This is a genomic window from Bacillus sp. FSL R5-0585, assembly GCF_038004545.1.
In the GTDB taxonomy this organism is placed as follows: domain Bacteria; phylum Bacillota; class Bacilli; order Bacillales; family Bacillaceae_G; genus Bacillus_A; species Bacillus_A cereus.
Genome location: NZ_JBBORJ010000001.1, coordinates 4,484,435 through 4,502,069 on the forward strand (window position 1 = coordinate 4,484,435; position 17,635 = coordinate 4,502,069).

Sequence of the window (17,635 nt, forward strand, 5' to 3'; positions counted from 1 at the left end):
TTCAGAATGGTTAAAATGGTCGATCTTTCTAACTATCGGAGCTGGAACTAAATTAAATAAGAAGCGAAGACAAATTTTCTTGTCTTCGCTTCTTGTATTTGTGTTCCAACGTATTGATTAAAACTAGATAAAAGGGTTACAATAGTGAATATTACCCTACTTGAACTTATTGCCTTTCATTATTAATTATTTGCCTTCCGTATTTTTTCCTTTTACCCATGAAAAAAGAGAATAACGTTAAAGTGTGGTGTCTGAATGAATTTGTCAATTGCAGCATTAGAAAACATGAAATTAAAAGAGTTATACGAGCTTGCGAAAGAATTTAAGATTTCGTATTATAGCAAGTTAACGAAAAAAGAGCTGATTTTTTCTATTTTGAAAGCTCGAGCAGAAAAAGAAGGTTTCTTTTTCATGGAAGGCGTATTAGAAATTATTCAATCAGAAGGATTTGGATTCCTACGTCCTATCAACTATTCTCCAAGCTCAGAAGATATTTATATCTCAGCTTCGCAAATTCGTCGTTTCGATTTACGTAATGGAGATAAGGTTTCTGGTAAAGTACGACCTCCGAAAGAAAATGAACGCTATTTTGGGTTATTACAAGTTGAAGCTGTAAACGGAGATGATCCAGATTCAGCAAAAGAGCGTGTGCATTTCCCTGCATTAACACCATTATACCCAGATCGCCAAATGAAATTGGAAACGGAACCGAAAAAGTTACCGACACGCATCATGGATTTAATCGCACCAGTTGGATTTGGACAACGTGGTTTAATTGTTGCGCCTCCAAAGGCTGGTAAAACAAGTCTATTAAAAGAGATCGCGCACAGTGTTACAACAAATCATCCGGAAGCAGAACTAATTGTACTTTTAATTGATGAGCGTCCAGAGGAAGTAACAGACATTGAACGTTCTGTCAAAGGAGATGTTGTAAGTTCTACTTTTGATGAAGTACCAGAAAATCATATTAAAGTAGCTGAGCTTGTGTTAGAACGTGCGATGCGTCTTGTAGAGCACAAGAAAGATGTTATCATTTTAATGGATAGTATTACCCGTTTAGCTCGAGCTTACAACCTCGTTATTCCACCAAGTGGTAGAACATTATCAGGTGGTATCGATCCAGCTGCCTTCCATAGACCGAAGCGTTTCTTTGGAGCTGCACGTAATATTGAAGAAGGCGGTAGCTTAACAATTTTAGCAACAGCCCTTGTTGATACAGGATCACGTATGGACGATGTTATTTACGAGGAATTTAAAGGAACTGGAAATATGGAACTTCACTTAGATCGTTCATTAGCTGAACGTCGTATCTTCCCAGCGATTGATATTCGTCGTTCTGGTACACGTAAAGAAGATCTATTAATTCCAAAAGAACATTTAGACAAGTTATGGGGCATTCGTAAGACAATGCGTGATACACCAGACTTTGTTGAAAGTTTCTTACGTAAGCTTCGTCAAACGAAGACAAATGAAGAGTTTTTACAAAACATCGTTGCAGACTCGAAAAGGTATGTAACAACTAAGTAAAGGGAAAAAATCAAGACTCGCTTATTTTATAGTAAGCGAGTTTTTTATGCTGTTTAGGTGATATTAAAGAGAGAAATAAGTGAAAGAACCTGAGCTAGTCAGAGCTAAACGAGCCGTCTACACTTTTAATTTCAAAAGACAAAAACAGGTAGTTGCAAAATGAAGTTAGCCTTGTTATAATTTCATCATATGTGTTTCATCAATATAGTTGTGTATGCAGCTGAAGATGAAAAACTCTGTTTCGAAAATGATTCAGGGCGGAAGGAGATGAAAAGAATGAAAGCAGGAATTCACCCAGATTACAAGAAAGTTGTATTCATGGACACAAACACAGGCTTCAAATTCTTAAGCGGATCTACTAAAGGATCTAACGAAACTGTTGAGTGGGAAGATGGTAACACTTATCCATTACTAAAAGTTGAGATCAGTTCTGATTCTCACCCATTCTACACTGGACGTCAGAAGTTTGCTACTGCAGACGGACGCGTTGACCGCTTCAATAAGAAATACGGTCTTAAGTAATAAAAACATAAAACAGGCAAGTGTATGTATTCGCTTGTCTGTTTTTTTTGCGAAAATATTATACCTTTACCCTACTTTTAACTGAAAAGTAGATGAAAGGAGAGCTTCATGTACTTAATAAATCAAAATGGCTGGATTGAAGTGATTTGCGGTAGTATGTTTTCTGGCAAGTCAGAAGAGCTAATCCGCCGTGTGCGCCGTACGCAATTTGCAAAACAACATGCAATTGTATTTAAACCATGTATTGATAATCGATATAGTGAAGAAGATGTTGTATCACATAACGGATTAAAGGTAAAAGCAGTTCCTGTTTCAGCTTCAAAGGATATATTTGAACATATTACAGAAGAGCTGGATGTTATTGCAATCGATGAGGTGCAATTTTTTGATGGGGACATTGTGGAAGTGGTGCAAGTATTGGCAAATCGTGGCTATCGTGTCATTGTAGCTGGTTTAGACCAAGATTTCCGTGGTCTACCATTTGGACAAGTTCCTCAGCTGATGGCGATTGCTGAACATGTGACAAAACTACAAGCAGTATGTTCTGTATGTGGATCTCCAGCAAGTCGTACACAACGATTAATTGATGGAGAACCAGCGGCATTTGATGATCCAATTATTTTAGTTGGAGCTTCAGAATCGTATGAACCACGTTGTCGTCATTGTCATGCAGTACCTGCGAACAAAGATAAGTAAAACTCGCTGCGCAAGGCGGGTTTTTTTCAAAATAGAGAGAATGAGCGGTGTGAGCCGCTTACGCTTTTAAATATATCTAGTTCTGGTGGCTAGCTCTTCGCATCTAAGAACCTTAGTTGGTCAGAGCTGAAAGAGTCACCGCCACTTTTAAATATATTATCTAGCTCCAGTGGCTAGAATCTCCGGCCATTTCGCTCTCTCGCTCGAAGCAAAAAGCGCTTCAAGGTCGAGAGCTCCAATGGCCTGCGATTCTGAGCGAGCCGCTTGCGCTTTTAAATATAATTTGCGTTTTTTTGAGTAAGTACCATATACTATTTGTATTAGATACTAGGATGTAGAGGTGAATGATGTGTTAGATCGTTTGCAAGCTGTAGAAAATCGTTATGAGAAGTTAAATGAATTGTTAAGTGATCCAGCGATTATTAGTGATTCAAATAAGCTTCGTGAATATTCAAAGGAACAGTCTGATATACAGGAAACGGTAGAGGTGTATCGTGAGTATAAGGATGTTCGTGAGCAATTAAAAGATGCGAAAGCAATGTTAGAAGATAAGTTAGACGCAGAAATGCGTGAAATGGTAAAAGAAGAAGTTTCTGAGTTAGAATCACAAGATAAAACATTATCAGAGCGTCTGAAAATTTTACTTGTTCCAAAAGACCCTAATGATGATAAGAACGTTATCGTTGAGGTTCGTGGAGCTGCTGGTGGAGACGAGGCAGCTTTATTTGCTGGTGACTTATACCGTATGTATAGCCGTTACGCTGAGGTACAGGGCTGGAAAACGGAGATTATTGAGGCTAGCTATACAGAGTTAGGTGGATATAAAGAGATTATCTTTATGATTAATGGTAAAGGTGCTTTCGCGAAGCTGAAATTCGAGAATGGTGCTCACCGTGTACAACGTGTTCCTGAAACGGAATCTGGTGGACGTATTCATACATCTACAGCAACTGTAGCTGTATTACCAGAGGCAGAAGAAGTAGAAATCGACATTCATGAGAAAGATGTTCGTGTTGATACATTCGCTTCTAGTGGTCCTGGTGGACAAAGTGTTAATACAACGATGTCAGCGGTACGTTTAACGCATTTACCGACTGGTGTAGTTGTATCTTGTCAGGATGAGAAATCACAAATTAAGAATAAAGAAAAAGCGATGAAAGTATTACGCGCACGTGTTTATGATAAGTTTAGACAAGAAGCACAAGCTGAATATGATCAAAACCGTAAACAAGCTGTTGGTACGGGTGATCGTTCAGAGCGTATTCGTACGTATAACTTCCCGCAAAACCGTGTTACAGACCATCGAATCGGTTTAACGATTCAAAAGCTAGATCAAATCTTACAAGGTAAGTTAGATGATTTCATCAATGCCTTAGTGATGGAAGATCAGGCTCAAAGGATGGAGGCAGCTGAGTAATGCGTGTCTATGAAGCCCTGAAATGGGCTTCTTCTTTTTTACAGGAAAATGGACGAGATGAAAATGCGGGAGAAATTGTCCTTTGTCATGTATTAAAGGTGAACAGAACAGGATTACTTATGAATATGCGTGAAGAAATAACTGAGGAACAAGAGAAAAGCTTTACGGAGTTTATCCATAAGCATGTAGAAGGTATTCCTATTCAATATATGATTGGTTATGAAATGTTTTATGGACGGTCTTTCTTTGTGAATGAAGAAGTATTAATACCAAGGCCGGAAACAGAAGAGCTTATAGTGGGAGTATTAGAAAGAATCGAGCGCCATTTTGGTGATGAGAAACTACATGTAGCAGATATAGGTACAGGTAGTGGAGCGATTTCTATTACGCTTGCTTTAGAAAATAAAAATCTTCATGTGTATACAGTAGATATTGCACAAGAGTCGATTGAAGTTGCAAAAGAAAATGCAAAAGCTTTAGGTGCAGAAGTAACGTTCTATCACGGTGATTTATTGTCACCATTTCATAAAACGGGTCAAAAGCTAGATGTTGTTGTTTCAAATCCTCCATATATACCGGAAGAGGATTGGCGTGGTCTTTCTCCTGTTGTGAAAGAGCATGAGCCGAAGAGAGCACTTGTTGGTGGTGAAGACGGATTAGATTTCTATCGCCGTTTTATGGAAGAATTGCCGAATGTGTTGCAGAAGAAAGCGATTGTGGCGTTTGAAATTGGAGTAGGACAAGGTGAGGATGTAAAAAGATTGTTACAACAAGCTTTTCCACATGCTCATGTTGAGGTTGTTTTCGATATTAACGGAAAAGATCGTATGGTATTTGCAGAGATGGAGTAAGGTTCACACCTTACTCTATTTTTTTGTGGAAAAATTCATATAGATTTTGAATTTAATAGTTTAGAAAGATGAAAGTCTGTCCACACTGTTTGTAGAAGGGACGGTGGAGGAAATGAAAAAACAAGTTATTGCTTATCTTCTTATACTATTAATTGGTGCACAGTTACTTGTGCAGTTTGGATATATGAAAGCTGATGCGAAAGGGCCTTCAGTTATTCCGAAAGAGGCCGTTCGATTACGAATTTTAGCAAATAGTGATTCAGATAAAGACCAGGCATTAAAGCGTAAAGTGCGTGATGAAGTAAAAGCACAAATTGATGGATGGGTAGCGGATTTAACTTCATTTGAAGAGGCACGCAAAGTAATTCAAAGTCATATTCCAGAAATCGAGAAAACGGTGGAAAATACGTTAAAAAGAGAAGGAAGTAAAGATTCATTTCAAGTGAAATTTAGTAAGAATGTAAAGTTTCCTACAAAGGTATATGGGAATTTTATTTATCCGGCAGGGGAATATGAAGCAGTCTTAATTACAATTGGGGAAGGTGAAGGGGCAAACTGGTGGTGTGTATTATTTCCACCGATGTGTTTCTTAGATTTTTCGAGCGGGACAGCTGTAAGAAAAGAAGAGCACGTTGTGAAGGCGGAATCTCCTGAAGAGGAGCAGGTACAACTAGATGAGGAAGTAGTAGATACAGAAGAGAATAAAGTGGATAAGGTAAAAGAAACGAAAGTTGTAAAGCGGGAAGCAGTAAAAAAAGTAACAGCTTCTGAAAAGAAAGTAGTGAAAAATGAAACAAAAGTCGAAGAGCAGCCTGTAAGTAAAGAAGAAACAAAAAATGTGGAAAAAGTGGAGAAACCTGTGGAGAAAAAACAAGAAAAGCAAAATGAGTATGTAAAAGTAGAAGAGGAAGAAGAAAAGCCAGAAGTTAAATTGTTTATTGTAGAAGCTTTTACATCTTTATTCTCTAAATAGTACTATTAATAAATCCCTCCTCATATATAAAAATGAGGAGGGATTTATTATGAAGAAAGTGTATTTTGCTACGAAAGCAGATGTGGAAAGATTACATTCTTTTTTCGGACAAGCTAATAAAAAAGATGATAAAATAAATGAGTTGTACGCACAATTTATGATTTTGGAAGAGGCGGAAGAAATACGAGCTGTAATTGGTTATGAACAAAGTGGGGAAGATGTACTTATTCGTTCTTGTTTATTCACACCTCATGTGGATAAACAGACTTTCTTATATTTTTTTGAAATGTTTTTGCAGTATATGAAAGAAAAAAGTGTTCAACAATTGTACTTACTAACAAATCATCCACAATCTGTACCGATCTTTCAGTTCTTTGACTTTTTTACTATAGAAAAGGATGAGGTTCCAGAGGGAATTCAACAGCTAGAACATTTTTGTAAAAATATAAAAGAGCAGAATGCAATAATACTAAATTGTCAGCTATTCACAAAGTTATCCACGGATTAATTAGGTTTATCCACATTTTGTGGATAAACCTTGTTTGTCTTTTGGATAAATCTCATAGTAAACTAAAAATAGACAAGTATTTAAGGCTAGAAAAGGACGTGGAAAAAAATGCATACAAATATGTGGGTTGTGGATAATGTTGTGGAAAGAAAAAAATATTATCCACAGTTACAAGAAGCAGCAAAATTATTAAGAGAAAATGAGGCGGTTGCTTTCCCTACGGAAACAGTATATGGGTTAGGGGCAAACGCGATGGATGATGAAGCAATCGCGAAAATTTTCGAAGCGAAAGGAAGACCAAGTGATAATCCACTCATTGTCCACATAGGCACAAAATCTCAGTTAGATGGGATTGTAAAAGAAATTCCACCAGTTGCAGAGAAGTTAATGGCGCATTTTTGGCCAGGACCATTAACAATTATTTTGCCGAGAAAAGAAGGAATTTCAGAGAAGGTGACGGCAGGACTTAATACGGTTGGAGTAAGAATGCCTGATCATCCAATTGCACTTGCTCTTATTGAAGAGGCGAATGTACCTGTTGCGGCACCGAGTGCGAATCGTTCAGGGCGTCCAAGTCCAACATTAGCTTCTCACGTATATGAAGATTTGAATGGGAAGATTGCAGGTATTGTTGATGGTGGTGCAACTGGAGTAGGCGTTGAATCAACTGTAATTGATTGTACAAGCACGGTTCCAACAATATTACGTCCAGGTGGGATTACGAAAGAACAATTAGAAGCGGTGATAGGTACTGTTTCTTTAGATCCAGCTTTAAAGGATGAGAAGGAAAAACCGAAATCGCCTGGAATGAAATACACACATTATGCGCCGAAAGCACCACTTAGTATTGTCGAGGGCTCACGTGAGTTTATTCAGCATCTTGTGGATGAGAAAAAGAAAGAAGGATTTAAAGTAGGCGTATTAACGACAGAAGAGTATCAGCATGTATATAGTGCAGATGTTATATTATCTTGTGGTGTTAGAAGTGACTTAGCTAGCGTTGCGACTAAATTATATGATGTACTTAGAACATTTGATGCAAGTGAAGTGGATGTTATTTTTAGTGAGTCATTCCCTAATGAAGGAATAGGGAATGCAATTATGAATCGTTTAACAAAAGCGGCAGGACATCATATTATTATTGAATGATAAGGTAAGATTAGCAAACAGAATATTTCTCCTTGGATAAGCATATTGTGAAGTAGCACGTCCAAGGAGGGGCATGAATGACGTTTGAACAGCTAATACCTTTAATAATTATGGCATTCGCCTTAGGGATGGATGCGTTCTCGGTGAGTCTTGGTATGGGGATGATGCCCCTAAAGTTAAGACAAATCCTGTATATTGGTATGACGATAGGGATATTTCATATTATTATGCCGTTTATAGGAATGGTACTAGGTCGTTTTTTATCAGAGAAATATGGAGATATCGCACATTTTGCGGGTGCTATTTTATTAATCGGACTAGGGTTTTATATCGTATATTCGACCATTTTACAAAATGAAGAGACTAGAACTGCTCCTATTGGAATTAGTTTATTCGTATTTGCATTTGGCGTCAGTATAGATAGTTTCTCAGTAGGGCTTAGTCTTGGTATTTATGGGGCACAGACAATTATTACGATTTTACTGTTTGGATTTGTTAGCATGTTATTAGCGTGGATTGGTTTATTAATTGGGAGACATGCGAAAGATATGCTCGGTACATACGGTGAGATAGTAGGTGGTATCATTTTGGTTGGGTTTGGATTATATATCCTTTTTCCTATATAATTTTATGTAGGAGGGAATTATGAACAAGCTATTGGAATGGTATGTTAAGTTTTTAACCTTCTTTCCTCGATGGCTAAGAAGACTTATAATTTGGGGTATTATTTTGCAAATTTCGATGTTAGGTTGGATTAAGTTAATTCGTGAATGGTGAGATAGTTCCTTTCTGTGAATATTTTGTTTGTACTATATTTATTACGCTAAAAATTACAGATATAGAAAGGATGAGATGAATGACGAGATTGAAGCAAGTTTTTGGTATTATTATTAGTTTTTTTGTTTTTTGGTTTAGTATGCTCGGTGTACAGATGTTTGCTGAGTTTTTAGATATTGAGTCATTGAAATTTGTTGCGGGAAAGACTGAGGCGGCGCGTGCCTTTTACTCTCCGTACCCGTTTTTAATTGTTTTTCTTATTACATTGCTTTCCCTATACTTCTTCGTAATTAAGCTAGGGAAGCCGAAAAAAGAGAAAATGCCTACTTTAGAGGAAAAGAAGGAAGAATTACAATGATAAAATCCCCTGCTAAAAAGCAGGGGATTTTATATTTGAGTGATGGGAGGAATCTAGCTGCCTCCGCTTTTAGATGTTATCCAGCTCCAGCGGCTAGAATGGTCGGTGGCTTCGCGTCTTCCTGTGAGGCAAAAAGCGCCTCTACGTCAGAAGCTCCATCCTCCTCCCATTCTGAACGAGCCGCTTCCGCTTTTAGATATTATCCAGCTCCAGCGGCTAGAATGGTCGGTGGCTTCGCGTCTTCCTGTGAGGCAAAAAGCGCCTCTACGTCAGAAGCTCCATCCTCCTCCCATTCTGAACGAGCCGCTTCCGCTTTTAGATATTATCCAGCTTCAGCGGCTAGAATGGTCGGTGGCTTCGCGTCTTCCTGTGAGGCAAAAAGCGCCTCTACGTCAGAAGCTCCATCCTCCTCCCATTCTGAACGAGCCGCTTCCGCTTTTAGATATTATCCAGCTTCAGCGGCTAGAATGGTCGGTGGCTTCGCGTCTTCCTGTGAGGCAAAAGCGCCTCTACGTCAGAAGCTCCATCCTCCTCCCATTCTGAACGAGCCGCTTCCGCTTTTAGATATTATCCAGTTCCAGTGGCCAGCTCTTCGCATCTAAGAACCTCCCGCACGAAAGGTAAAAAGCACCTTTTGTGCGAGAGAACCTTAGCTGGTCAGAGCTAAACGGGCCACTTCCGCTTTTAGATTGGCCTAACTAATTCAAATTGTTCTCCTAATTTTGCATAGTTGTGTCCTGCTAGGCGGCTTATTGGTTTGAGTCCTTCTGCGTGAATGCGCCCTTTTTCATATAGATGTTCGGCAACGTGGAAACGAACGACGCGTCCAATTAGTAGATCACAAGCTGGTGAGTCTTCCGTTCCGCCAAGTGGAATTGCACGTTCTAATACGCATTCCATTCGAATATTTGCTTCTTTTACACCTGGAACAGAGATGACTTCACTTTCGATTGGTGTTAGTTTTGCTAGTTCAATTTCACTTTCATTTGGCGGGAGGTTAGCTGCTGTTTCGTTAATTGCTGCTACATATGATTCGTCAGAAATATGTACGACAAATTCTCCTTTTTCAATTGCGTTTCGGGAAGTGTCCTTTCTTTCTCCTGCTTTTCGTTGTACAGATACTGAGATAAGTGGTGGATTAGCAGCGACAATATTGAAATAACTATATGGTGCTCCGTTTAGTACACCTTCTTTTGTTACAGAAGTAACGAATGCGACAGGACGAGGGATGATACTTCCGGTAAGTAATTTGTAATTATCTTTTTCAGTTTGTTCATTTGGATTAATGGATAACATGCTTGTAATCCCCTTTCTAAATATGAATACTTATTGTTTGTTTACAAGATAACGATGAGAAAATCCTGCTGGAAATAATATTTTGTTTCATAAAAAGAACTTACTTCAATTGTAATGAAGTAAGTTCTTTTTCAAGAATCTCAAATTTGAGATAAAAATTAAAGTAAAACGTATGCGCCAGGTCCGATTAAAGCTACACCAACAGCGACAGCGATTAACATTAAGTTATATTCATATCCGTTTTGTGTTACCCAGTAACCATTTTTTCCGTGAACAGTGAAGATAGCCATTAACATTGTTCCAACGATAAATAATGAACCAACTACAATGAAAATACCTGATGCGAATAAGAAACCACCTAGTAATTCAGTTGCGCCAGCCATAAATGCCATAAATACACCAGGACGTAAACCGATTGACTCCATCCAGCCACCTGTTCCTTTTAAACCGTAACCGCCGAACCAACCAAATAATTTTTGAGCGCCATGACCCATGAATGTAATTCCTATAATAAGACGAATAATAAGTAGACCGAAATCCATCATTTTAAAAAACCTCCTAAAAGTTATTAACTTACCTTACGTAAGTAATAATAAAATAGTTACTTACTATAGTCAAGTGGATTTTGAAAAAAGTTTGAATTAAATTTTACAAATTAACAACAAAAAATAAAATGTAGTAAAGACCTCTAGACAAGCTGGGCAAAAAAAGAGAAAATATAAATAGAAGTTAACTTCTAATTGTTATTCAGACAATCAGAATTGACTGGAATTTTGTGAAGCGCTACAATAAGAGTCTATTAGTAATGACATAATTTATTTCGAAAGCGTTTTTACAGTATAATATTCGAAGTATGAAGTCTTACATGTATCCCGAGTTTTACTAGGGATTGCCCTATAAACTTTTAGGTAAATTATAAGGAGGACTATCCTATGTTTAAAAAATTATTCGGTCTTGGTTCAAAAACAAATGAAGAAACAATCGTAGCTCCATTAACTGGAGCAGTGAAAAATATTGAAGAAGTACCAGATCCAGTATTTGCTGGTCGTATGATGGGTGACGGTGTTGCAATTGATCCTACTGAAGGTGTAGTTGTATCTCCAGTTGATGGTGAAATCGTACAATTATTCCACACAAAACATGCTATCGGAATTAAAGCGAAAAACGGTACAGAAATTTTAATCCACGTTGGATTAGAAACTGTAAAAATGGAAGGTGAAGGTTTCGAAGCTCACGTTTCTGAAGGCCAAGCTGTAAAAGCTGGAGATAAATTAATCTCATTCGACTTAGAATTAATCCGTGAAAAAGCGAAAAGCACAATTACTCCAATTGTTATTACAAACACAGATGCAGCTGAGTCTATTAAGACAACTGTAGGCGTAGCAGCTACAAAAGGTTCAACAGAAGTAATGAAAGTTACAATGAAATAATTGCAATATAAGAGGAATCCGTTTCGTATGAAATGGATTCCTTATTTTTGTTGCGTGTTCAGTATGTATGTTAAAATACTCTAGGCACTTGGAAATAGGGTTTCACATATATGTGGATAAGGCGCATTTTTCTTAGAAAAAATATAAGAGAAATGCGCCTTTTGTATATTCACATTTCTTTTGTTCTATTCTAATGTAAGTTATGATGAATGATAAGAAATCGAATATAGGGGTGGGTTTGAATGAAACGAGTGTTATTTGTTTGTACTGGCAATACATGTCGTAGTCCAATGGCTGAGGCGTTGCTTCGTCATCACGGAGGAGATAAGTTTGAAGTGCAATCTGCTGGTGTTTTCGCCTATCCTGGGAGCGATGCATCGGTACATGCGAAGGAAGCTTTAGCTGAGAAAGGAATTTCAATTGATCATGCGGCGCAGCAAGTAAATGAAACTTTGCTTGATTGGGCTGATATTGTCGTAACGATGACAGAAAACCATAAGCAAATTGTACTTGGGCATTATCCGAGCGTTGAAAAGAAATTAAATACGTTATATGGATTAACTGAAGGTATAGGCAAGGACATTTCAGATCCATTTGGAGGCTCGCTTTCTATTTATAAAGAAACGTTAGATGAGATGGAAAAACTTGTACAAACTTTACTGAAAAAACATTCAGTAGGTTGATGTTTCGTGTATAATACGATATTGGAGATCACTTCTTCCTATATGAGGTAGCGAGTGTGAAATGAAGATAATTGATTGAAACTTTGGAGGGGTAAAAATGAAAGTAGTAATAGCATCTGATCACGGCGGTATGAATATCCGCAAAGAACTTGTAAGTTTATTAGAAGAGTTAAATATTGAATATATTGATTTAGGTTGTGAATGTGAAGCTGGTTCTGTTGATTACCCTGACTTTGCGTTTCCAGCAGCTGAAATGGTAGCGAATGGTGAAGTAGATCGTGGTATTTTAGTTTGTGGGACAGGCATTGGTATGTCAATCGCAGCAAACAAAGTAAATGGTATCCGTTGTGCGTTAGTTCATGATACTTTCAGCGCGAAAGCGACGAGAGAGCATAATGACACTAACATGCTAGCAATGGGCGAGCGTGTAATTGGTGCTGGTCTAGCGCGTGATATCGCGAAAATTTGGTTAACAACTGATTATGAAGGTGGTCGTCACGAAAACCGCGTAGGAAAAATTAAAACATACGAAACAAAGTAATAGATTCTAACTATCAGTAGTGTGAAATATAATTTGGTGAACCAACCTGTGAAAGGAAGAGGCGTAATGACAGAAATCGTAAAGGTAAGAGAACAGCTACAAATGTCGCTTTCTGATTTCCAAGAACAAGCTTCATTACAAAGCGGTCAAGTTTTTGTAGTGGGTTGTAGCACGAGCGAAGTGCTAGGCGAAAGAATTGGAACATCAGGAACGATGGAAGTAGCAGAGGCGATTTTCTCTGAGTTAAAACAATTTCAAGAGCAAACAGGTATTGAATTAGCGTTTCAATGTTGTGAGCATTTAAACCGTGCTTTAGTAGTTGAGAGAGAAGTAGCGATAAAATATCAATTTGAAATTGTAACAGTTACGCCTGTTAGATCAGCAGGTGGTGCATTGGGGACATACGCGTATCACAATTTGAAAGATCCGGTAGTAGTTGAGTTTATTAAAGCTGATGCAGGAATGGATATTGGTGATACATTTATCGGTATGCATTTAAAGCATGTAGCTGTTCCGGTTCGTACAAGTGTGAAGGAAATTGGAAGTGCGCATGTAACGATGGCCAAAACACGTGGAAAACTAATTGGTGGAGCACGTGCTGTCTATGCGGCAGTGGAAGAGACTACCACTTGCCGTTAAATATGAGAAATTAGGAAGTCATATAGTACCTGTTTATCATAAGATAAAAGGTATGTTGTCTGACTTTATAATAGAAGAAAGAAAAGACCGATTTTCGGTCTTTTTTTTCTTTTATGATATAGAAAGTCATGTTAGAATGTAGTTGAAAACATGAAGGTTCGAAAGAATTACAACCTGAATTTTCGTTTTTTCTGAATAAATAAGAAAAAACTGTTGGGAATCGATGTAATTCGTTCAGAAAAGGGGGATTTTGGTGGATCATTTAAAACGTCAAGATGAAAAGGTATTTGCTGCAATTGAGGCAGAACTAGGAAGACAGCGTTCGAAGATTGAGTTAATTGCTTCGGAAAACTTCGTAAGTGAAGCAGTAATGGAGGCACAAGGTTCTGTTTTAACGAATAAGTATGCTGAAGGATATCCTGGAAAACGTTACTATGGTGGCTGTGAACACGTAGACGTAGTAGAAGATATCGCACGTGATCGCGTGAAAGAAATTTTCGGCGCAGAGCACGTAAATGTTCAACCACACTCTGGTGCACAAGCGAACATGGCAGTATACTTCACGATTTTAGAGCAAGGCGATACAGTACTTGGTATGAACTTATCTCATGGTGGTCACTTAACACACGGAAGCCCTGTTAACTTCAGTGGAGTACAATATAATTTCGTAGAATATGGCGTGGATGCTGACTCTCACCGTATTAATTACGATGATGTATTAGCAAAAGCGAAAGAACATAAACCAAAATTAATCGTTGCAGGTGCAAGTGCATACCCTCGTGTTATCGATTTCAAGCGATTCCGTGAGATTGCAGATGAAGTGGGCGCTTATTTAATGGTTGATATGGCACATATCGCAGGTTTAGTAGCTGCTGGTTTACATCCAAATCCAGTACCACATGCACATTTCGTTACAACGACAACACATAAAACGTTACGTGGTCCGCGTGGTGGTATGATTTTATGTGAAGAGCAATTTGCAAAACAAATTGATAAATCAATCTTCCCTGGTATTCAAGGTGGTCCACTTATGCACGTAATCGCTGCAAAAGCTGTTGCATTTGGTGAAGCACTTCAAGATGATTTCAAAACATATGCACAAAATATCATTAACAATGCGAACCGCTTAGCTGAAGGTCTTCAAAAAGAAGGACTTACACTTGTTTCTGGCGGAACAGACAATCACTTAATCTTGATTGATGTTCGTAACTTAGAAATCACAGGTAAAGTAGCAGAGCACGTATTAGATGAAGTTGGTATTACAGTGAACAAAAATACAATTCCATTTGAAACAGCAAGCCCATTTGTAACAAGTGGTGTACGTATCGGTACAGCAGCTGTAACATCTCGTGGTTTTGGTTTAGAAGAAATGGATGAAATTGCGTCACTTATTGCTTATACATTAAAAAATCATGAAAATGAAGCTGCATTAGAAGAAGCACGTAAGCGTGTAGAAGCGTTAACTAGCAAATTCCCAATGTATCCAAATCTATAATAGATTGAAGAAGACTGCCGAGACTTAATTGTTTTGGCGGTCTTTTTTTTGGACATATATTATTTTTAAAGTATGTATACAAATGATGAATAAATTTTGGCGATATAATGAAGGATACAGCTCCCATAATTGGTAAAGATACTAGATAGATTCATTGTAAAATCATGATTTTGCCAAATTTGCCCTTGAATATTAGTAGCGTTTTCTTTACAATCGTAAATAGTGTAAAAAAGCGTGCAAACGCATGAATATCATCTAAAGGAGAGATTCACATGGGAAAACTGTATGTATTTGATCACCCGTTAATTCAACATAAGATTACATATATTCGCGATAAGAATACAGGTACGAAAGATTTTCGTGAATTAGTGGACGAAGTAGCAAGCTTAATGGCTTTCGAAATTACTCGCGACCTTCCACTTAAGGACATTGAAATTGAAACACCTGTAAGCAAAGCGACAACAAAAGTGATCGCTGGTAAAAAACTTGGTTTAATTCCGATTTTACGTGCAGGTTTAGGAATGGTTGATGGAATTCTGAAATTAATTCCAGCAGCAAAAGTAGGACACGTTGGTTTATACCGTGACCCTAAAACATTGCAACCGGTAGAATACTATGTGAAACTTCCAACGGATGTAGAAGAGCGTGACTTTATCGTACTAGATCCGATGCTAGCAACAGGTGGTTCTGCGGCTGAAGCAATTAACTCTCTGAAAAAGCGCGGTGCGAAACAAATTAAATTAATGTGTATCGTTGCAGCTCCAGAAGGGGTAAAAGTAGTACAAGAAGAACATCCTGATGTTGATATTTATGTAGCAGCATTAGATGAGAAATTAAATGACCACGGATATGTAGTACCAGGTCTTGGTGATGCTGGTGACCGTTTATTCGGAACGAAGTAAGACAACTGACGAGCAGGGGAGATTCCCCAGCTCGTCTTTTTTGCTGTAAGCAAGTAGAGGAGGGGAGAGGATAAATATACATCGTATATACAACATAAGTTGCATACACCTCACATATAATATAGAAGTCTTACGTCTGAGGAACACTATATTATGGAAGAAAAGCGTTATATCTCGAAAATATAATAGTGACAAACTTGTGAACATTTCCTTCTATTATAAAGAGAAAACTGTTAGAAATTGCATATATGTAACCAGTATTTAGAAGGGGAACGTTTTCATTTTTGGGAGGAAATGCCTAATACTCAAATTTTTAGATTTTTTACGATTTCTCGTTGACACTGTTAATACCCTATTGTATGCTAACAACGGGGATAGATGGTAGGGCTTTCAGTGACAAAATTACATCTATTCCGTGACGAAAATGTAAACTTTTTGTTTTGTATAGGATTTATGCAAAAAAATGAGTTATTATTAACACATCGTGAATGAGGGTTACATATTGGAGGGATGAATCCTTGCAAAAAAACGATCGCAGCCATATAAAAGCTTATGCTTTAATGTCAGGTATTCTTGCTCAATTAGTCGGTTCTATTCTTGTTGGAATCTTTGGTGGGCAGTGGATTGATAATAAGGTTGGAACGTTTCCGTTGTTTCTTATTATAGGGTTATTACTCGGACTAGGAACAGGGGTATACGCAATGATTCGACTCATTCGACATTACTATTCGGGAGAGCAATGATGATAGACGTACATGGACTTGTCCAAAGACAAAAGAAATATATGTACTACTTGCTTGCGCTTCTAGTGCTAGGATGGGGATTTACCTCTTACAAGGATGTATTTCTTGGACTGATTATCGGGACGATTTTCAGTTTTCTTAGTTTGCGCATCATTGCACGTAGAACAGACAAGCTGCTAGATCGCGTAACAAATGGAGAAAACGTGAAGTTCAAGGCAACAGCGGTAAGTACATATTCAAGATTCGCCACGATTGGGTTATTAATTTTATTTGCAGCCAAATATCAAGAGTTAATCGCGATGTGGGGCCTAGGTGTAGGATTGCTGACAGGATACCTTGTCATGATCATAGATTTTCTTTATTTAGAGTATAAGAGCAGGGAAGAGAGGTGAATTACTAGTGGAACACGGTAAATTAGTTGAATTTCTAGGTTTAACGTTCGATTTGTCATCAGTTATGATGGTTACTGTAGCAGCAGTTATTGTTTTCTTAATCGCTGTTATCGGAACTCGCAGCTTAGCTCTTCGCCCAACCGGGATGCAAAACTTCATGGAATGGGTGTTTGACTTCGTGAAAGGGATTATCAATAGTACGATGGACTGGAAAACAGGTGGACGTTTCTTAACGCTTGGCGTTACGCTTATCATGTTTATCATCGTATCGAACTTCCTTGGTTTACCATTCATGTATTCAGCAACTGAAGCTGGCGAACATATTGCATGGTGGAGATCACCAACGTCTGATCCAGCAGTTACATTAACATTAGCCGTGATGGTAGTTACCCTCACCCATTATTATGGAATTAAGATGAAGGGTACGAAAGAGTACGTAAAAGGTTATTTCCAACCTATGAAATTCTTATTCCCATTAAAGGTTATTGAGGAGTTTGCTAACACATTAACGTTAGGTCTTCGTTTATTTGGTAACATTTATGCAGGTGAGATCTTATTAGGATTACTTGCTAAGTTGGGCGGAGCATCAGTCCTTGGGGCATTAGGTGCGCTTGTACCAATGTTAGCATGGATGGGATTCAGTGTATTCGTTGGATCAATCCAAGCATTTATTTTCGTTATGTTAACGATGGTTTATATGGCTCATAAAGTAAGCCATGACCATTAATATAATTTA

Annotated in this window: 23 protein-coding genes; 21 read left to right on the forward strand and 2 right to left on the reverse strand. The window is 38.0% G+C overall.

The annotated features are described in order from the left end of the window. Positions 1-255 precede the first annotated feature (255 nt). The 11 genes from rho (at position 256) to MKY38_RS23145 (ending at position 8,778) form a co-directional block, all read left to right on the forward strand. Positions 256-1,527, forward strand: a complete 1,272-nt coding sequence (rho, locus tag MKY38_RS23095) for a transcription termination factor Rho (RefSeq protein WP_001053903.1) — start codon at positions 256-258, stop codon at positions 1,525-1,527. A gap of 276 nt (positions 1,528-1,803) precedes the next feature. Then, positions 1,804-2,049: a type B 50S ribosomal protein L31 gene (locus MKY38_RS23100; RefSeq protein WP_000643433.1), complete on the forward strand. Its 246-nt coding sequence runs from the start codon at positions 1,804-1,806 to the stop codon at positions 2,047-2,049. Between the two features lie 108 nt (positions 2,050-2,157). Further along, positions 2,158-2,745: a thymidine kinase gene (locus tag MKY38_RS23105; protein WP_000280859.1), complete on the forward strand. Its 588-nt coding sequence runs from the start codon at positions 2,158-2,160 to the stop codon at positions 2,743-2,745. Between the two features lie 349 nt (positions 2,746-3,094). Beyond that, a complete protein-coding gene (gene prfA, locus MKY38_RS23110; protein ID WP_114555779.1) occupies positions 3,095-4,162 on the forward strand; it encodes a peptide chain release factor 1 in 1,068 nt (355 codons plus the stop codon). After that, the gene (gene prmC / locus MKY38_RS23115; protein WP_001267065.1) at positions 4,162-5,013 is read left to right on the forward strand and encodes a peptide chain release factor N(5)-glutamine methyltransferase; all 852 of its coding nucleotides are present in this window, start codon (positions 4,162-4,164) and stop codon (positions 5,011-5,013) included. Before prfA ends, prmC begins: the two co-directional genes overlap by 1 nt. Positions 5,014-5,125: 112 nt before the next feature. Next, on the forward strand, positions 5,126-5,986 hold the full coding sequence (spoIIR, locus tag MKY38_RS23120) for a stage II sporulation protein R (RefSeq protein ID WP_114555782.1): 861 nt from the start codon (positions 5,126-5,128) through the stop codon (positions 5,984-5,986). A gap of 49 nt (positions 5,987-6,035) precedes the next feature. Next, complete coding sequence (locus MKY38_RS23125; RefSeq protein ID WP_000758437.1) at positions 6,036-6,494, forward strand: mechanosensitive ion channel protein; 459 nt, start codon at positions 6,036-6,038, stop codon at positions 6,492-6,494. Between the two features lie 108 nt (positions 6,495-6,602). Continuing rightward, positions 6,603-7,643 (forward strand): L-threonylcarbamoyladenylate synthase, encoded by a 1,041-nt coding sequence (locus tag MKY38_RS23130; protein WP_000557353.1) that lies wholly within the window; start codon positions 6,603-6,605, stop codon positions 7,641-7,643. 77 nt (positions 7,644-7,720) lie between these two features. Next, complete coding sequence (locus tag MKY38_RS23135; protein ID WP_000142475.1) at positions 7,721-8,269, forward strand: manganese efflux pump MntP; 549 nt, start codon at positions 7,721-7,723, stop codon at positions 8,267-8,269. A 19-nt stretch (positions 8,270-8,288) separates the two neighbouring features. Continuing rightward, positions 8,289-8,420, forward strand: a complete 132-nt coding sequence (locus tag MKY38_RS23140) for a hypothetical protein (protein WP_001037634.1) — start codon at positions 8,289-8,291, stop codon at positions 8,418-8,420. A gap of 79 nt (positions 8,421-8,499) precedes the next feature. Continuing rightward, on the forward strand, positions 8,500-8,778 hold the full coding sequence (locus MKY38_RS23145) for a DUF3935 domain-containing protein (protein ID WP_000197472.1): 279 nt from the start codon (positions 8,500-8,502) through the stop codon (positions 8,776-8,778). Between the two features lie 684 nt (positions 8,779-9,462). On the opposite strand, the gene MKY38_RS23150 is transcribed toward MKY38_RS23145, so the two are convergent. Together MKY38_RS23150 and MKY38_RS23155 are read right to left on the reverse strand one after the other, a co-directional pair. Continuing rightward, positions 9,463-10,074 (reverse strand): flavin reductase family protein, encoded by a 612-nt coding sequence (locus tag MKY38_RS23150; protein ID WP_000949054.1) that lies wholly within the window; start codon positions 10,072-10,074, stop codon positions 9,463-9,465. Positions 10,075-10,232: 158 nt separating this feature from the next. Further along, positions 10,233-10,619 carry a DoxX family protein gene (locus MKY38_RS23155; protein ID WP_000968616.1) on the reverse strand — a complete coding sequence of 129 codons (387 nt, stop codon included), beginning with the start codon at positions 10,617-10,619 and terminating at the stop codon, positions 10,233-10,235. 387 nt (positions 10,620-11,006) lie between these two features. On the opposite strand from MKY38_RS23155, the gene MKY38_RS23160 reads away from it, so the two are divergent. The 10 genes from MKY38_RS23160 (at position 11,007) to atpB (ending at position 17,626) form a co-directional block, all read left to right on the forward strand. After that, positions 11,007-11,504 carry a PTS sugar transporter subunit IIA gene (locus tag MKY38_RS23160; RefSeq protein ID WP_000473665.1) on the forward strand — a complete coding sequence of 166 codons (498 nt, stop codon included), beginning with the start codon at positions 11,007-11,009 and terminating at the stop codon, positions 11,502-11,504. Between the two features lie 242 nt (positions 11,505-11,746). Further along, on the forward strand, positions 11,747-12,187 hold the full coding sequence (locus MKY38_RS23165; RefSeq protein WP_000832373.1) for a low molecular weight protein arginine phosphatase: 441 nt from the start codon (positions 11,747-11,749) through the stop codon (positions 12,185-12,187). Positions 12,188-12,284: 97 nt separating this feature from the next. Further along, on the forward strand, positions 12,285-12,728 hold the full coding sequence (rpiB, locus tag MKY38_RS23170; RefSeq protein WP_000869542.1) for a ribose 5-phosphate isomerase B: 444 nt from the start codon (positions 12,285-12,287) through the stop codon (positions 12,726-12,728). A gap of 66 nt (positions 12,729-12,794) precedes the next feature. Continuing rightward, complete coding sequence (locus MKY38_RS23175) at positions 12,795-13,367, forward strand: TIGR01440 family protein (RefSeq protein WP_000136386.1); 573 nt, start codon at positions 12,795-12,797, stop codon at positions 13,365-13,367. A 253-nt stretch (positions 13,368-13,620) separates the two neighbouring features. After that, on the forward strand, positions 13,621-14,862 hold the full coding sequence (gene glyA, locus MKY38_RS23180) for a serine hydroxymethyltransferase (RefSeq protein WP_000349805.1): 1,242 nt from the start codon (positions 13,621-13,623) through the stop codon (positions 14,860-14,862). A 272-nt stretch (positions 14,863-15,134) separates the two neighbouring features. Next, positions 15,135-15,764 carry a uracil phosphoribosyltransferase gene (upp, locus tag MKY38_RS23185; protein WP_000517539.1) on the forward strand — a complete coding sequence of 210 codons (630 nt, stop codon included), beginning with the start codon at positions 15,135-15,137 and terminating at the stop codon, positions 15,762-15,764. Between the two features lie 378 nt (positions 15,765-16,142). After that, on the forward strand, positions 16,143-16,256 hold the full coding sequence (locus tag MKY38_RS23190; protein WP_000232962.1) for a DUF4024 domain-containing protein: 114 nt from the start codon (positions 16,143-16,145) through the stop codon (positions 16,254-16,256). 26 nt (positions 16,257-16,282) lie between these two features. Further along, positions 16,283-16,507: an AtpZ/AtpI family protein gene (locus MKY38_RS23195; RefSeq protein WP_001171223.1), complete on the forward strand. Its 225-nt coding sequence runs from the start codon at positions 16,283-16,285 to the stop codon at positions 16,505-16,507. After that, positions 16,507-16,899: an ATP synthase subunit I gene (locus MKY38_RS23200; RefSeq protein ID WP_000567600.1), complete on the forward strand. Its 393-nt coding sequence runs from the start codon at positions 16,507-16,509 to the stop codon at positions 16,897-16,899. Before MKY38_RS23195 ends, MKY38_RS23200 begins: the two co-directional genes overlap by 1 nt. A 7-nt stretch (positions 16,900-16,906) precedes the next feature. Beyond that, positions 16,907-17,626 carry a F0F1 ATP synthase subunit A gene (atpB, locus tag MKY38_RS23205; RefSeq protein WP_000399871.1) on the forward strand — a complete coding sequence of 240 codons (720 nt, stop codon included), beginning with the start codon at positions 16,907-16,909 and terminating at the stop codon, positions 17,624-17,626. Positions 17,627-17,635: the final 9 nt, after the last annotated feature.

Bases quoted from the DNA above. Each gene is read 5' to 3' on its own strand.
- spoIIR (WP_114555782.1), top strand. From the start codon at position 5,126: ATGAAAAAACAAGTTATTGCTTATCTTCTTATACTATTAATTGGTGCA.
- MKY38_RS23140 (WP_001037634.1), top strand. From the start codon at position 8,289: ATGAACAAGCTATTGGAATGGTATGTTAAGTTTTTAACCTTCTTTCCT.
- rho (WP_001053903.1), top strand. From the start codon at position 256: ATGAATTTGTCAATTGCAGCATTAGAAAACATGAAATTAAAAGAGTTA.
- MKY38_RS23150 (WP_000949054.1), bottom strand. From the start codon at position 10,074: ATGTTATCCATTAATCCAAATGAACAAACTGAAAAAGATAATTACAAA.
- MKY38_RS23175 (WP_000136386.1), top strand. From the start codon at position 12,795: ATGACAGAAATCGTAAAGGTAAGAGAACAGCTACAAATGTCGCTTTCT.
- MKY38_RS23200 (WP_000567600.1), top strand. From the start codon at position 16,507: ATGATAGACGTACATGGACTTGTCCAAAGACAAAAGAAATATATGTAC.
- MKY38_RS23125 (WP_000758437.1), top strand. From the start codon at position 6,036: ATGAAGAAAGTGTATTTTGCTACGAAAGCAGATGTGGAAAGATTACAT.
- MKY38_RS23155 (WP_000968616.1), bottom strand. From the start codon at position 10,619: ATGATGGATTTCGGTCTACTTATTATTCGTCTTATTATAGGAATTACA.
- MKY38_RS23135 (WP_000142475.1), top strand. From the start codon at position 7,721: ATGACGTTTGAACAGCTAATACCTTTAATAATTATGGCATTCGCCTTA.
- MKY38_RS23100 (WP_000643433.1), top strand. From the start codon at position 1,804: ATGAAAGCAGGAATTCACCCAGATTACAAGAAAGTTGTATTCATGGAC.
- MKY38_RS23160 (WP_000473665.1), top strand. From the start codon at position 11,007: ATGTTTAAAAAATTATTCGGTCTTGGTTCAAAAACAAATGAAGAAACA.
- rpiB (WP_000869542.1), top strand. From the start codon at position 12,285: ATGAAAGTAGTAATAGCATCTGATCACGGCGGTATGAATATCCGCAAA.
- MKY38_RS23145 (WP_000197472.1), top strand. From the start codon at position 8,500: ATGACGAGATTGAAGCAAGTTTTTGGTATTATTATTAGTTTTTTTGTT.
- upp (WP_000517539.1), top strand. From the start codon at position 15,135: ATGGGAAAACTGTATGTATTTGATCACCCGTTAATTCAACATAAGATT.
- MKY38_RS23190 (WP_000232962.1), top strand. From the start codon at position 16,143: ATGGTAGGGCTTTCAGTGACAAAATTACATCTATTCCGTGACGAAAAT.
- MKY38_RS23130 (WP_000557353.1), top strand. From the start codon at position 6,603: ATGCATACAAATATGTGGGTTGTGGATAATGTTGTGGAAAGAAAAAAA.
- MKY38_RS23165 (WP_000832373.1), top strand. From the start codon at position 11,747: ATGAAACGAGTGTTATTTGTTTGTACTGGCAATACATGTCGTAGTCCA.
- MKY38_RS23105 (WP_000280859.1), top strand. From the start codon at position 2,158: ATGTACTTAATAAATCAAAATGGCTGGATTGAAGTGATTTGCGGTAGT.
- prmC (WP_001267065.1), top strand. From the start codon at position 4,162: ATGCGTGTCTATGAAGCCCTGAAATGGGCTTCTTCTTTTTTACAGGAA.